The organism is Candidatus Zixiibacteriota bacterium (assembly GCA_036480375.1).
Classification (GTDB): Bacteria; Zixibacteria; MSB-5A5; order GN15; family JAAZOE01; genus JAZGGI01.
On sequence record JAZGGI010000047.1, the window covers coordinates 23,791 to 37,211 of the forward strand.

General features: G+C 43.7%; 14 protein-coding genes and 1 tRNA gene. 10 read left to right on the forward strand and 5 right to left on the reverse strand.

Features of this window, described 5'->3' with window-relative positions:
• Nucleotides 1–36: 36 nt before the first annotated feature.
• Nucleotides 37–900, reverse strand: coding sequence for a TraB/GumN family protein (locus V3V99_13850; GenBank protein MEE9443742.1), 864 nt, complete (start codon nucleotides 898–900; stop codon nucleotides 37–39).
• A 266-nt stretch (nucleotides 901–1,166) separates the two neighbouring features.
• Here V3V99_13850 and V3V99_13855 point away from each other — a divergent pair, with 266 nt between their 5' ends.
• The 5 genes from V3V99_13855 to V3V99_13875 all read left to right on the forward strand — a co-directional run bounded on the left by V3V99_13855 (nucleotide 1,167) and on the right by V3V99_13875 (nucleotide 5,904).
• Nucleotides 1,167–2,375, forward strand: a complete 1,209-nt coding sequence (locus V3V99_13855) for an iron-containing alcohol dehydrogenase (GenBank protein ID MEE9443743.1) — start codon at nucleotides 1,167–1,169, stop codon at nucleotides 2,373–2,375.
• A 170-nt stretch (nucleotides 2,376–2,545) separates the two neighbouring features.
• Nucleotides 2,546–2,863: a preprotein translocase subunit YajC gene (yajC, locus tag V3V99_13860; protein MEE9443744.1), complete on the forward strand. Its 318-nt coding sequence runs from the start codon at nucleotides 2,546–2,548 to the stop codon at nucleotides 2,861–2,863.
• Between the two features lie 19 nt (nucleotides 2,864–2,882).
• The gene (gene def / locus V3V99_13865; protein MEE9443745.1) at nucleotides 2,883–3,389 is read left to right on the forward strand and encodes a peptide deformylase; all 507 of its coding nucleotides are present in this window, start codon (nucleotides 2,883–2,885) and stop codon (nucleotides 3,387–3,389) included.
• 31 nt (nucleotides 3,390–3,420) lie between these two features.
• Nucleotides 3,421–4,371 carry a methionyl-tRNA formyltransferase gene (fmt, locus tag V3V99_13870; GenBank protein ID MEE9443746.1) on the forward strand — a complete coding sequence of 317 codons (951 nt, stop codon included), beginning with the start codon at nucleotides 3,421–3,423 and terminating at the stop codon, nucleotides 4,369–4,371.
• Nucleotides 4,372–5,904: an Rne/Rng family ribonuclease gene (locus V3V99_13875; protein MEE9443747.1), complete on the forward strand. Its 1,533-nt coding sequence runs from the start codon at nucleotides 4,372–4,374 to the stop codon at nucleotides 5,902–5,904.
• Between the two features lie 63 nt (nucleotides 5,905–5,967).
• Here V3V99_13875 and V3V99_13880 read toward each other — a convergent pair whose 3' ends face one another.
• The 3 genes from V3V99_13880 to V3V99_13890 all read right to left on the reverse strand — a co-directional run bounded on the left by V3V99_13880 (nucleotide 5,968) and on the right by V3V99_13890 (nucleotide 6,897).
• Nucleotides 5,968–6,108, reverse strand: a complete 141-nt coding sequence (locus tag V3V99_13880) for a multidrug transporter (GenBank protein MEE9443748.1) — start codon at nucleotides 6,106–6,108, stop codon at nucleotides 5,968–5,970.
• A gap of 86 nt (nucleotides 6,109–6,194) precedes the next feature.
• A tRNA-Gly gene (locus V3V99_13885) sits at nucleotides 6,195–6,267 on the reverse strand.
• 201 nt (nucleotides 6,268–6,468) lie between these two features.
• On the reverse strand, nucleotides 6,469–6,897 hold the full coding sequence (locus tag V3V99_13890) for a hypothetical protein (GenBank protein MEE9443749.1): 429 nt from the start codon (nucleotides 6,895–6,897) through the stop codon (nucleotides 6,469–6,471).
• Between the two features lie 266 nt (nucleotides 6,898–7,163).
• On the opposite strand from V3V99_13890, the gene V3V99_13895 reads away from it, so the two are divergent.
• A complete protein-coding gene (locus V3V99_13895) occupies nucleotides 7,164–8,024 on the forward strand; it encodes a DMT family transporter (protein MEE9443750.1) in 861 nt (286 codons plus the stop codon).
• Here the strand turns inward: V3V99_13895 and V3V99_13900 are convergent.
• Nucleotides 8,021–8,965 (reverse strand): YCF48-related protein, encoded by a 945-nt coding sequence (locus tag V3V99_13900; protein MEE9443751.1) that lies wholly within the window; start codon nucleotides 8,963–8,965, stop codon nucleotides 8,021–8,023. The two genes, V3V99_13895 and V3V99_13900, sit on opposite strands and share 4 nt — an antisense overlap.
• 248 nt (nucleotides 8,966–9,213) lie before the next feature.
• Between V3V99_13900 and V3V99_13905 the strand changes: the two genes are divergently transcribed.
• The 4 genes from V3V99_13905 to V3V99_13920 are packed head-to-tail and all read left to right on the forward strand — an operon-like array spanning nucleotide 9,214 to nucleotide 12,983.
• A complete protein-coding gene (locus tag V3V99_13905) occupies nucleotides 9,214–9,867 on the forward strand; it encodes an ATP-binding cassette domain-containing protein (GenBank protein MEE9443752.1) in 654 nt (217 codons plus the stop codon).
• Nucleotides 9,864–10,718: a permease-like cell division protein FtsX gene (locus V3V99_13910; protein MEE9443753.1), complete on the forward strand. Its 855-nt coding sequence runs from the start codon at nucleotides 9,864–9,866 to the stop codon at nucleotides 10,716–10,718. The genes V3V99_13905 and V3V99_13910 overlap by 4 nt, the downstream gene beginning before the upstream one ends.
• The gene (locus V3V99_13915) at nucleotides 10,715–11,890 is read left to right on the forward strand and encodes a peptidoglycan DD-metalloendopeptidase family protein (GenBank protein MEE9443754.1); all 1,176 of its coding nucleotides are present in this window, start codon (nucleotides 10,715–10,717) and stop codon (nucleotides 11,888–11,890) included. Before V3V99_13910 ends, V3V99_13915 begins: the two co-directional genes overlap by 4 nt.
• On the forward strand, nucleotides 11,880–12,983 hold the full coding sequence (locus V3V99_13920) for a DNA polymerase III subunit delta' (GenBank protein ID MEE9443755.1): 1,104 nt from the start codon (nucleotides 11,880–11,882) through the stop codon (nucleotides 12,981–12,983). Before V3V99_13915 ends, V3V99_13920 begins: the two co-directional genes overlap by 11 nt.
• The last annotated feature ends 438 nt before the right edge of the window (nucleotides 12,984–13,421 follow it).

The window sequence follows — 13,421 nt, forward strand, 5'->3', positions numbered from 1 at the left end:
CATCGCTTATATTCCAAGCGTCTATTTCCCCGCCATCTACTTGAATTTTTCAACTTTATACCCAAGCTTTTTGAGCTGGGCGATTACTCCCTCCTCACCCAATAAGTGGGCGGTTCCAACCAGCACGAATTCTGTTTTCGAGGTGTTTAGATATTCCTCGATTTTTGGCATCCAGTCCATATTTCTATCAACAATAATCGACTTAAAAATTTTTGGAAAGAGCTGTTTAATTTCCTTTATAAAAAGATCATATAGAGTTACCTCGTCCCCGGCTTTCCATGCCGTTAACATTTTTGTAAATTTTTCTTCGATCTTTTCCATATCATCAATACTATAAAGAATAAAGGCATTCTCGTTACCATCGCCCAGTGATGTCATCATCTTGACCTGCTCTTCGATCGTTTCCAATCCTTTTATGGATTTCTTGTCGGCTGTAGCCTTACCGTGATAGAAAGCATCAATGCCCTCCTGATCTGCGCCCAGTTTTTTCAATTCCATACCCAGCAGTGTTATTATAATCAATGATGGCTTCAATTGGTTCATTGAAGCCAGGGGAAGGCCGTTTTCCGTGCAGCACTCATCCAATTTTTTATATACTTCCGGGGATAAGACCTTATCCAGTGTCCGGCCATCGGTATACATTGCCTTAGCCATGACAGCCTGCTGGGTTTCAATACTTTGCAATTGGGCAATATCGGTTTCAAAAACAAGTATCTCAGATGCGTTATACGCCCGGTCAAATTCAGGCGGGAAGGGGCGATCAGACTCGCGCAAAATGTGAATGGTGCCGCCGATATACATTACCGATGAATCCGTTTTGGCGATCCAGACCGACGTTTCGCACAAAGCCGGTACCGCGATGAGCAGACTCAGGACCAGAGAGGCAATCATCATCTTCATAATTAGTTTCCTTTTTTCAAAGTTTTCCAAACTAAGGGTTTTAAAAACACGATTTACCCCCTGCAACATTTGAAAAATACAATAGTCTCAATATGTTGTCAATAATTCTCTCGTTTTCTTGAGTGATCGTTCCAATGACTGCAAAAACGATGGCATTTCGCTAAAATATTGCGTATATGTTTATTAAATTGGATTGCGGTTTAAATCGGGAAAAGGAATATTTAATGAATTCATTCGAAATGTGAAAATATATAAGGAGACGTGGAATGCAGAATTTTACATTTTATCTGCCTACAAAAATTATTTTCGGCGCCGGGGCTATCAATCAGGTTGGAATCGAATCGGCCACGCTGGGTAAAAGGGCTTTGATTGTTACCGGCAAACGATCGGCTTCGGCTTTTGGGATAATTAATCGAGTAACCGATTATCTGGAAAAAGAAGGTGTCGAAGCGGTCGTCTTTGATAAAATCGAGCCCAATCCACGGACGACTACGATTGATGAAGCTGGGCGGCTCGCTCGCACCAATAATTGTGATTTTGTAATTGGCCTGGGCGGCGGATCGCCAATGGATGCCGCCAAAGCGATTGCCGCGGCGGCGGTGGAAGCAAAACCGATCTGGGAATTTATTCCTCATGGCACCGGACCGGTAAAAACCGTAAAAAAAGCTCTGCCGATTCTGGAAATACCAACTCTGGCGGCGACCGGTTCCGAAGCCGATGCTGGAGGTGTCTTTACTAATTGGGAAACCCATGAGAAAGCCGTATTATTCAGTCCTTTGTTATTTCCCAGGGTATCAATCATTGATCCGGAGCTGACGATAACAGTGCCGAAAGATTATACGATAGACGGCGGTATCGACATCATCTGCCATGTCATTGAAGGATTTTTCACGGGAGCCGACAATACCCCGATTCAGGATCGATTCGCCTTATCAATCATCAGGACCGTTATGGAAAATCTGCCTAAAGTTGTCGAAAACCCGAAAGATGTTGAAGCCCGCGCCAATCTATCCTGGGCGTCGGCGGTGGCTTTATCGGGTATGGTCAATTCCGGCCGCGGGGGTTCTTACCCCATCCACGCGCTCGAACACTCATTATCGGGACATTATGATATATCACACGGATTGGGTTTAGCCTTGCTCCTGCCGGCCATAATGGAATATGGTTATAAAGCCAGACCGTCCAAATACGCCATGCTGGCACAAGAACTTTTTGATATTCATCGCGACGGACAAACCGATGAACAATTGGCCGAAAAGGCTATTGAGGAAATGAAGAAATTCCTCAAATCCGCAGGAAGACTGCTTTCTCTCAAAGATATTGGTATTGAAAATGACTCCAAATTGACTAAAATGGCCGATGACGCTCTCAAAATCTACGGAGTTGACGGCCAGTATCTGGCCAATCCGAAGAAACTGTACAAAGATGACATTCTTGCGATTTTCGCAAAGCTGGCGACTCAAGGAGCGAGTTAAAAGCCTTTTAGTAATGCAATGGACTATTATATATGGAGATAAGAAGCCGGATTACCGCCCAGAAAGTTGTGAAAAACGGTTGCCATCGAAAACTTTTTAGCGTATTTTTTGTTATATAATGCCTGGAGCGTGATGCGAAGTTCGCATTTACCGATAAAAAGGAGTAGGGATTGAATATACCGATATTGTTGACCAGCCCGCCTGCGGGAGGCGAGGGCGGGGCAGGATCAATGCTGGTGTCGCTTGGGCCGATTGTATTGATCTTTGTGATTTTTTATTTGCTACTTATAAGGCCCCAGCAAAAAAGACAGAAAGAACATAAAAAACTGATTGCGGCTCTTAAAAAGGGTGACAAAGTCGTAACCAACAGCGGTTTGTACGGAGTTATTTCCTCTATTAATGATGAAAAAAATATCGTTGTCCTTAAAATAGCCGAAAATGTGAAAGTTGAGTTTACACGATCTTCCGTTGCGGGTAAGGTCGAATAATTGAATTTATGGAGCAGTAATGGCGATAAGACCAATTGCTAAATATGGAGACCCGGTCTTACGAGAAATTGCGAAACCGGTGGAACAAATAACCACCGAAGTTAAAGAATCAGTGGCCAGTATAAAAGCCACACTACAAGATGCCAAAGGATTGGGATTGGCGGCGGCGCAAATAGGCAAATCGCTGCGTGTTTTTATTGTTGATTTATCGGCGGTAGATATAACCGCGGAAACAACCGTTTTTATTAACCCGGAGATATTAGAAACATCCGGCTCGATTGAGTTTGAAGAAGGATGCCTGTCTTTCCCGGGGATTTACCAGCGATTAACCCGTCCGGAACGGATAAAAGTCAAAGCACTTGATGAAAATGGCAAAGAATTTTTCCTGGAAGCCGACGGACTTGCCGCTCGGGCTATCCAGCATGAATACGATCACCTTGAGGGGGTTTTATTCATAGACCATTTTTCCGCCATAAGCCGGGCATTAATTGACCGCAAACTCAAAAGACTGGCTAAATCCGCATAGATTCCAGTCTTATCGCGTTACTGACAATTGAATGAAAATAGTATTCATGGGGACGCCGGAGTTCGCCTGTGAAGGACTCGTGGCTTTGGCTAATTCCCCTCATGAGGTGCTGGCAATTGTCACCGTGCCGGATAAAAAATCCGGTCGCGGTCAAAAACTGTCGCCCTGTGAAGTAAAAATCAGAGCGCTCGATATGGGCTTAAGGGTTTTCCAGCCGGAAAACCTGAAATCCGGGCCTTTTCTGGAAGAAATGAAGGCGATTGGGGCCGATTTATTTGTCATTATCGCCTTCCGAATTCTCCCCAGGAAACTCTATTCATTACCGCCTCTGGGAGCAATAAATATTCACGCCTCAATTCTGCCCAAATATCGAGGAGCGGCTCCGATTAATCATGCCATTCTCAACGGCGAAACGGAAACGGGATTAACTTCATTTTTCCTGGCCCGAAAAATCGATGGCGGCAAGATTATAGACCAGGAAAGAGCCCAAATTCTACCCAAAGAGAATTTTACATCCCTCTACAATCGCCTGTCACAATTGTCCGGTCCCTTTCTTTTGCGGACATTGGATAAAATCGAAAGGCAGGATTTTTCGCCTATTGAACAGGATAATTCCCAGGCCTCTCCTGCCCCGAAAATTACATCCGAGGATTGCATGATCGATTGGAATAAAAAAGCGAAAGACATATATAATCAAATTCGGGCATTTTCGGAAAAACCGGGAGCGTACTCATATTTTGAAAATAAAAAACTCAAGATATTGGAATCCTGTCTTGAAATCGAAGAGGAGATTAAAAAATTACCGCCGGGTCAGATTGCGGCGAATATGAAAAATCTATACGCGGGTACCGGAGACGGTCTCCTGCGCATACTAAGACTGCAACCGGAGGGGAAAAAGATTGTCGATGCGCCGGCATTCATTAACGGTTACATGACAGCAGAACCAAAACAATTGACTGGCAAGAGAAAGGAGGTGATTTAGATGAAAAAGGAAATTATTGTCAATTCCACCCAGTATGAAACCAGGGTAGCGCTTCTCGAAGATGAAAAGCTGGTTGAGCTCCTGGTAAAAGGAGCCGACGAACATCGCTATGTCGGAAATATCTTCAAAGGTCGGATTAAAACCGTCCTGCCGGGGATGCAGGCGGCCTTTGTCGATATCGGCATGGATAAAGCTGCCTTTTTGCATGCCTCGGATATAGGCAAAATCGGCGGAGGTTTTTATGATGTCGACGATGACGAAGAAGCACCCGCGGATATTGTCCGTAAAACCAGATTCGCAGGTATCGAAACGGTTGTCAAAGAAGATCAGGAGATACTTGTCCAGGTCATTAAGGAACCGATATCCACTAAAGGACCGCGCGTCTCATCGGAAATTTCCATTGCCGGGCGATACGTCGTTCTCGTACCCGATGATCAAGGTGTCCGGGTATCAAAGAAAATTTTCGATTGGGGAGAGAAGAAGAGGCTTCGCTCTATCGTTAGAGAACTGCGGCCGGAAGGATTTGGATTTATCATCCGTACCGAAGCTGAAGGACGAAGCGAATCGGATTTTAAATCCGATATCAAACGACTCTTGAAATACTGGCAGCAACTCAAGAAGCGAGCCGACCGACTCGAACCTCCGGCACTATTGCACCAGGAAATGAGCATGATAACCGGAATTATTCGTGACTTATATTCCGATGAAGTTGACGCGCTCGTAGTGGATAATCGTACGGTTTATCGCGAAGTTCTTTCGTTCGTCCGGGAAATAGCCCCGGCCCTTAAAGGACGGGTAAAACTATACCGTGACAAAACTCCGGTTTTCGATCATTACAATATCGAGCCGGAAATCGAAAAAATGATTGACCGCAAAGTCTGGATTAAAAAAGGCGCGTATCTGATAATTGACCAGACCGAAGCGATGGTCACGATTGATGTTAATACCGGCCGTTTTGTCGGCCGTAAAGATCAGGAATCAACGATTCTAAGAACCAATCTCGACGCCGCCCGCGAGGTCGCGCGCCAAATAAGGCTGCGCGATATCGGCGGCTTGATAGTTATCGACTTTATCGATATGTATAGCCGTGAAAATCGGCGTAAACTTTATGATCATTATTGTCATCAATTAAGAAACGATCGAGCCAAACGAGCGGTCAGTCCGGTATCGGATTTTGGATTGATTGAAATGACGCGAGAAAGAATCCGACCGTCTTTGATGACGGCGCTTTCCGATCCATGTCCGCATTGCGATGGATTGGGCCGTGTTTTGTCGAGACAGACTATGTCTACCAAAATCGAGCGATGGTTCCAGAGAGCCAAAGTCGGAAGTTCTCAAAAGAGATTCAATCTCATTGTCAATCCCATGCTGGCCGATTTTATAACCGATGGTGAGACCAATCGCGTTGCCAAGATGGCTAATCGTCATCGTTTCCATATTAATCTTGTCCGCGATACCACCATCTCGCAACAGACTTTTATGGTCACGGATGTCGAATCCGGTGAAGACTTAACTGAAGCCAACGCGGCTTAGATTTTATCATCAGATAAACAATAAGGGAAGTCCCAAAAGGACTTCCCTTTTTTTCTAACAGCCTTATTTCTTTTTCTTCTTAGTTGGCTGTATTCTAATTCGTTCTTTTTCTGTTTCTCTTGGACGCCTTTCGGCCTCGTTTTGGGTGATAAATTCTCCAGTAACAGAATCACGATAAACAGTTTTTGTTTTTCTTTTACTCATTTATTTGCTCCGTTCATATTGCCAATTAGGCAGTTATAGCTTTCCACTTGACTTATTTAACAGGAAAGCCGATATTATATTAACATAGCGGGCGACCGGGCTCGAACCGGCAATTTGAAAATGGGTAGTCTCACGGTTTACCAATTAGCCTACACCCGCCATTGATATTGTAGAGGCTCAGGCATGTACAACCTGAGCCTTTTTATAGGCATTTTTTGGATTATCTTGGTGGCGGTCGAGCCAGATTAAGGCTTGACAAAATTTTCAATATATCATATAATGTCATAGACCCCTTCCTTAATCACAAAGTATCGGGTTTAAGTTTTGAGCCGGGATTACTTCAACTAATCTCGGCTTTTTCTAAAAGGGCAGATCGTCATCGTCAACATCAGGTATAACATCTCCTGATTCCACCCATGACCAAGAACCATCTTCATTGCGCCTTACTCTTTTTTCTTTTAATAGTTGTTTCAGGGCGCGTCTTATGGGGGCATCACGAAGCCTACGGGGTTTATTTTTCTCAGTCCAGTCCATAATCATTGAAATACTAAGAGCCTCAACGCTTTGCATGGCCTCAATAACCCATTTTTTGGGCACGCCGGGAGAAAGGCGCGGTAATTTCGATTTCTTGGGGGTGGACTTTTCTTTATCATTTTCCACACCAAGTTCGTTAATTAAGGCATCTTTTATTTCTTGTAATTGCCGAATATCTTTCTCAAGGGTGGTGATTCTATCGTTTAACTCTTTGATTAAGATGCGCTTATGTTCGTCGTGTAAATTAACCGTCATACTATAAACCTCTTTCTTTATCTTTCATGTGAATAATATAGTAAAGTTTTCATATTGTTGTCAAGGGAAATCGAAGAAATAATTGCTTGGGGTAGCTATTTTTTTCAATGGGGGGAAGGATGGTGTTAAGGTGGACAAAATTGAACAAAAATGGACAGATTTGGCAATTCTAGACTATTTGAAATTAGGATGCGACCCGATCTCTCATATTTATAAAATTCCCCGAAACTTCTTGACTATTAACAACTTTCGATTAAATTTCCTCAATGAATACCCTGATTTATATCTTTCTCTGTATTGTTTGGGGCACCACATGGCTGGCGATGAAAATCGGACTTCAGGAAATGCCGCCTCTTCTCGGCGCATTCGTGCGGATGCTCCTGGCGGCGCTGATTTTAATAATCTATAATCAAATAACTGCCCAATCACTTCAGGGAAACTGGAAGGACAAACTCAAAATCGCCTGGCCCGGATTATTTATTTACGGAGTTCCATATGCACTGATATATTACGGCATGCAGTATGTCAATTCCGGGATGGCGGCCATTTTCTTCGCGACGCTGCCTTTATTTGTTGTTCCTTTTGTGCCTCTAATGGTAAAATCCGAAATAATAACATTTCAATCCGTAATCGGTGTTATTATCGGCTTCGCAGGAGTTATCGTTATTTTCAACGGCTCCATATCTTTAGATGAAAATTCAATTTTGGGGGCGATTCTCCTTTTGATTGCCTCATCCATTTCAGGATTTTTCACGGTATACCTCAAAGCCTATTTATCAAAAGCGCCTATCGCACCGATGCTTGCCTGGCATTTTGCGATTGGTGGAACGTTTTTATTATTACTTTCGACTGCGACCGAAAACTGGTCGGGCAATTATTTTAATTTCACCGTTATAGGAAGTATTTTGTATTTGACGGTTTTCGGCTCTATTCTGGGATTTGCAGGATTTTACTGGCTTATCCGGCGAATCAGTACTTTAAAAATATCTATGGTCGCGTTTATTACGCCGATAACTGCTCTGATTGTTGGATACTTAATTCTGAATGAGACGCTTGGCCTTTATGACGGCCTGGGATCAACACTGGTATTGGCCAGTATTTTAATTGTCAATCATAAGAAAAATTAAGGTTTTGACAGGGGAAATCGTTCCTTAGACATCATCACACCGTTAGTCCCGCCGATAAAAATTTTACTATCAGTGATACAAACCGTTTTCAAATCCGTCTCAACCCCACACTGGCTTACCGTAAACCGATCGCCGCTATCATTAAAGTATAAGATCAGTCCGTCTTGACCAACGCCGACTCCGGAATATTTATCAAATACCTCGACAGCGAAAAGACTCCTGGTTATTCCCATATCGACTTCTTCCCAATTACGGCCATGATCGGTCGTTCGGGCAAAAAACCCCTTTCTCCCAACTATAAATCCCCAGTCATCAATAAAATCAAAACCCCAGGCTAAACGATTACCGCTATATTTGCCGGGGAAGAAATGCACCCCCCAGCTTATTGAGTGAAAAGCCTTTTTGGACGCCAGAAGATAGACTTTTCTGGGCGGTTGAACGACGAGGTCGGTATAGCCGTTGCCAAGATGTTTCTTCTTTTTCCAGGTTTTTCCGGAATCAAAAGTTTGATAGGCGACACCTACGGTTTTTGACATACTGTTTTGGTCAGTACCGCAGACAATCGTACTGGTATCGTTGACCATCCCGACCGCGATAAATTTGAATTTTATATTTTGAGACATATCGACCCAGGTTGCGCCTCGATTGCCTGTTTTCATAATAAGTCCGCGGTCGCCGGTTAAATACCCCACCTGCCCCCTCATATCTATATCTTTTATCGTGCGCTTGGAGATTTTTTTCCCCTGCCAGGTTTTGCCTCCGTCCCAGGTTGACAATAATTCACCGTCAGAGGTTACCGCCCAGCCGTAATGAGCCCCATCGAAATAAATTTTATTAATGGTTGCGGTTGTGGGAACATCAATCTTTTCAAAGTCGGCTCCGCAGGATAATCCGTAAGAGATAACTACAATTAATGTCGTTAGGATTCGAATGATATTCATGCTTTCTCCATTTTAATCTTGAAAACCGTGCGTCGGTTTATTAACATTTCTAATAATGTAGTACATGTATCCGGCTCTGTCAAATCTCAAGGCTTGCGGCCGTGATTTAACCTGGTCGTCATATACATGTTATACAAAAATTATCGGCCGAGATTGCCGTTTTTTTCGGCTCCACTGCAATATCTTTGTAGAAAATATCGGATATTGAACTGGGGATAGGCCAAAGCAACAATATAGGGGATTTTTACTTGATAAGCATAAAAGATGTATACTTTTCATTTGGTCATCAGGAAATTTTTTCAGGATTGACCTTTGAATTAAAGCGAGGGAATTATTTGGTAATCTCCGGCCCTGATCGATCCGGAAAAACAACTCTGGTGAAAATGCTCACCGCCATGATTCTTCCCGATTCCGGGGAGATTATAATTGATGGTCAGTATCTCGATGAAATCGCCCGTTCCAAGGCCATGATTCGTCATCTGCGCCGGAAGATTGGGGGTGTTGGAGGCGTTTTTTCGCTACTTAATGACCGTACGATCCTTGAAAATGTCGCGCTTTCGGCCGAGATCTGCGGTATTCCGACCCGTAAGGCCCGCAAATTCGCCGTCAAAGCATGCGGTAAATATCGCCTCAGTCATGTTATGTCATATTATCCCGATGCCGTCTCAAAAGTCGAACAAAGGATGGCGCTTATGGCCCGTGCCGCCGCCGCCCGCAAGGAATTGATTATTGCCGATGCCCCCACCGACGGTCTTGATGAAAAAGCGGCTGATTTTATACACGAACGATTACAGTCACTAAGGCTTTCCGGAATTTCGATTTTGTATCTTACGACCGGCATTGGCCCCCCAAGCGGCCCCGACCAATATTTGCGTCTCCGCGAGGGGAGGGTCGAGAAATGAATAATCTGGGGAGATTAATAAGGCAGATTTATAAACATGCCGGACGTGAAAAAAGGCTATCGCTCGGCTCTTTTCTTGTCATACTTATTGTCCTGATGATGGTAGATATCTTTTGGATCGCGACGATTAATATTAACAGCCATTATGATTCGTTGCTGAGAACAGTCAGAATGGAAGCATTTGTTTCCGATAATTATCCTGACAGCCTGCTCTCAATGCTGGAAATTACGCTATATGAATTGACCGATGTCGCCGCCACAGAATATATATCTCGTGAAGACGCTGCCCGGATTCTGGAATCCGACCTGGGATGGGTATTTATGGAGGGACTCGACGAAAATCCTCTTCCGCGTTCATTTATAATTTATTTTCAGGAAGGAAAAACGCTGTCTAAACTGGATGAAATCGCGGCGGTATTGAGCCGTTTGGAAAGCGTGCAGGCGGTCGATTTCGGGCGCGCCTGGATTGAAAAGGTCGAAAACTTCGGCCGCAGTCTCAGCCGAATCGGCTATATCATTGGAGGACTAATCTTAATCGTAGTGTTGCTAACAATGGCCAATACCAATCGCCTCACCGCTCGAACCAAATCGAGCGATTTTTTCCAGTTAAAATTATTAGGAGCCGGACCATCATATCTATTATATCCCTTCCTGGCCGAAGGATTCTTTTCGGCCTTAATCGCAGCGATGATGGGATGGTTGGTAATAATCTATTTATCCCAGCAGATTACTTTTCAGGAATTTGATTTGATCTTTCCCAATCTTGAACAACTGGCGATTTATTGCGCCGCGGCCGCAGGAACCGGGATGATAGGCGCTTATCTGGGTATTCGCAGGTTTTTGCTGTTATGATTAAAATTACCCTTTATATAGTTGCCATCTTTTCCTTCTTTGGCATCACCTCAGCCTTTGCCGATGATGATAATTCACGAATTCAGGATAATAAAAAGGAACTCGACGATTTAAAACAGCAAATATCCCATACCAGGAATAAAATCGACAGCCTGCAAAATATTGAATCGAGTATTTCCAAGACAATCTCATCTTATGGAGACAATGTCAGCCGCAACCGAACTTTGGTCAATCGTATGGGTCAGGAACTTAGAACTGTCCGCGGAGAACTGGCCAAAAATAAGCAGGATTTGATACTGACCGAAGATCGCCTGAGGCGCATCAAAGAAGGATATGTTGGGCTATTAAAAGACTATTATATTCATCGACGAAGCGGGGCCGATTATGCGGGTTGGGATTTTGAAATGCTTTTGTCCAAAAATCGCCTCTCAAGGTATCTGGCCTCGATTTCAAATGTATCAACTCGTGAAATTATAATGGCCGATGATTCTGTCAGACGCCTGACCGATCAGGTCGATAGTTTATCCCGTCAGGGTTCTCAAATAAATCGCATGCGAGAGGAAAAGAAATCAAAGATTAATCTTGATCTGGCCCTAAAGGAAAAAGAAGAAAAAAGCCTCAGTATCGTTCGCCAGCAAACCAACATGATGCGCGACCGTTATGAGTCCCTCTCTGAGATGGCTCAGCAAATGGAGGAGATTATCGCTCAACTCGAGAGAGAACAGGAACAAAAACGATTGGCAGGTAAAATGACTCCTCGATTCGCGTCCGGTTCTTTTGCTTCTTTGAAGGGAAGAATTAATCCCCCTATAAAAGGCCGCATTGTCTCAACGTTTGGGTGGAAAGTCAACAAAACCACGAATCTCAAATCTTTTTCCCCGGGAATTGATATCGATCCCGGACAAGGCCATAAAGATATCCATGTCGTGGCACCCGGCAGAGTCGCCTATGTCGGTAATCTTCGAGGTTATAGCAATTTTGTGATTATTGAGCATGACGACGGTTATTATACTACCTACGCCGGAATGATATCGGTCACAGTCGAAACCGATGATATTGTCCTGAGCGGCGATAAATTGGGCGTGTGCGGGAATAATAATATTCATTTTGAACTACGCCGGGGTCGAGAACATCTCGACCCGGTAGTCTGGTTGAACCTCGATGAATTTTAATAAACTCCTGGGACAGGATAAGGTTCGTGAAATTCTTTTAAAAACCGCCAAAAACGGACAATTACCCAATAGTTATCTATTCTCGGGTCCCGAAGGAGTCGGCAAATGGTCCGCCGCCCTGGGCCTTACAGCTTACCTTAATTGTCAAAAACCCGGTGAAAGCGAAAGCTGCGATACATGTCCCTCCTGCAAACAAATTTCCAAATTGCAGCACCCCAATTTATTTATCGCCATCCCGACTCCGCCTTCGAAAACGGAAAAGGAAGAATTGGGCAATTATTGGGCAATTCTGGAAGATAAAATGGCCGAGCCGTATTCATTAATAACGGGGCAGAGGCAAATGTCTATTCCGGTCGCGACTGTGCGCCAAATTAAGCAGAAGCTGAATCAAAAAGCTGAATTGACCGGTACGCGAGTGATAATTATTGACCAAATGGATCGTATGCTGTCCTCCTCGGCTGACGCTCTCCTGAAATTGGTTGAGGAACCTCCGCCGAATACCCTAATTATAATTACCAGTTCAAATCTCGAAAAACTTCTCGATACAATCGTATCGCGATGCAGGGTGATTTCGTTTCCCCGATTGCCTGATGAAATAATATCCTCTTATTTGATTGAGAAGGAAGTTGCCGCCGATAAAAAAGCGATCCTTCTTGCGAGGTTATCGCAGGGTTCCATCGGCAGAGCTCTATATCTTTCAGATGATGACATTACCCAGGACAGAGAAGTCGCCAGACTAATTTTCAAGGGGATATTCGTCGAACCCTCGATTGACCTGATTACCGAGGCAGGAGATTTACTTCCCTATCGGGATAGATTCCGCATTACCCGAATTATAAGTTTTTGGCAGTCGCTTTTTAGAGATCTAATTCTGATCAAGAATGATTCCGATAATGATAAGCTAATCAATATTGATAATGTCGCTGAACTCGAACGCCTTGCCGCCAAAAATATAGAAGTTGAACATTTGTTAACAATCCCTGCCTATCTGAGTGAAGTTATAAGTGATATCGAACTCAACGTCGATACTCAAACCGCGGTGGCGGCGCTTTTAATTGAGATTCAAAGCCGATTGAATTTACGGGCTAAATAAAATCATCCAATAAAAAATCCGCCTTTGAAGGCGGTTCCAGACTTTTGACAAAGTCAGTCGACACCCTTTTTAGTTGATCGATGTTGTTTTTCCTTCATTATTAGAAACAGTCTATATTATAATTCAGATAAATTAAGGAGTGTAATGTTTCAACGGCAGGAATCGTCTCAGAGCCGGATGTGGCAATCTTTTAAAATTGTTTTTTATCGTCAGTTCACACTCCTCATATGTCGAACCAAGAACTGACGGAACAAATTTAGATCACCACGTCGTCCGTCTTACGCCGGACTCCTCGCGATGACTGGTTTTATTCAATTTTCCAAAAATTATCCACATTTGCATTTTTGAAAATCCCTTGTAATTGCATATTTTATTTTGAGTTGCGGGGAATTGGGTTCGTTTTGTCCTTTTTCGTTTTTGTCCTTTTGGCTCCTTTTA

Excerpts from the sequence above, each read along its gene's own strand:
- V3V99_13850 (MEE9443742.1), bottom strand. The coding sequence starts at position 900 with ATGAAGATGATGATTGCCTCTCTGGTCCTGAGTCTGCTCATCGCGGTA.
- V3V99_13855 (MEE9443743.1), top strand. The coding sequence starts at position 1,167 with ATGCAGAATTTTACATTTTATCTGCCTACAAAAATTATTTTCGGCGCC.
- def (MEE9443745.1), top strand. The coding sequence starts at position 2,883 with ATGGCGATAAGACCAATTGCTAAATATGGAGACCCGGTCTTACGAGAA.
- fmt (MEE9443746.1), top strand. The coding sequence starts at position 3,421 with ATGAAAATAGTATTCATGGGGACGCCGGAGTTCGCCTGTGAAGGACTC.
- V3V99_13875 (MEE9443747.1), top strand. The coding sequence starts at position 4,372 with ATGAAAAAGGAAATTATTGTCAATTCCACCCAGTATGAAACCAGGGTA.
- V3V99_13880 (MEE9443748.1), bottom strand. The coding sequence starts at position 6,108 with ATGAGTAAAAGAAAAACAAAAACTGTTTATCGTGATTCTGTTACTGGA.
- V3V99_13890 (MEE9443749.1), bottom strand. The coding sequence starts at position 6,897 with ATGACGGTTAATTTACACGACGAACATAAGCGCATCTTAATCAAAGAG.
- V3V99_13895 (MEE9443750.1), top strand. The coding sequence starts at position 7,164 with ATGAATACCCTGATTTATATCTTTCTCTGTATTGTTTGGGGCACCACA.
- V3V99_13900 (MEE9443751.1), bottom strand. The coding sequence starts at position 8,965 with ATGAATATCATTCGAATCCTAACGACATTAATTGTAGTTATCTCTTAC.
- V3V99_13910 (MEE9443753.1), top strand. The coding sequence starts at position 9,864 with ATGAATAATCTGGGGAGATTAATAAGGCAGATTTATAAACATGCCGGA.
- V3V99_13915 (MEE9443754.1), top strand. The coding sequence starts at position 10,715 with ATGATTAAAATTACCCTTTATATAGTTGCCATCTTTTCCTTCTTTGGC.
- V3V99_13920 (MEE9443755.1), top strand. The coding sequence starts at position 11,880 with ATGAATTTTAATAAACTCCTGGGACAGGATAAGGTTCGTGAAATTCTT.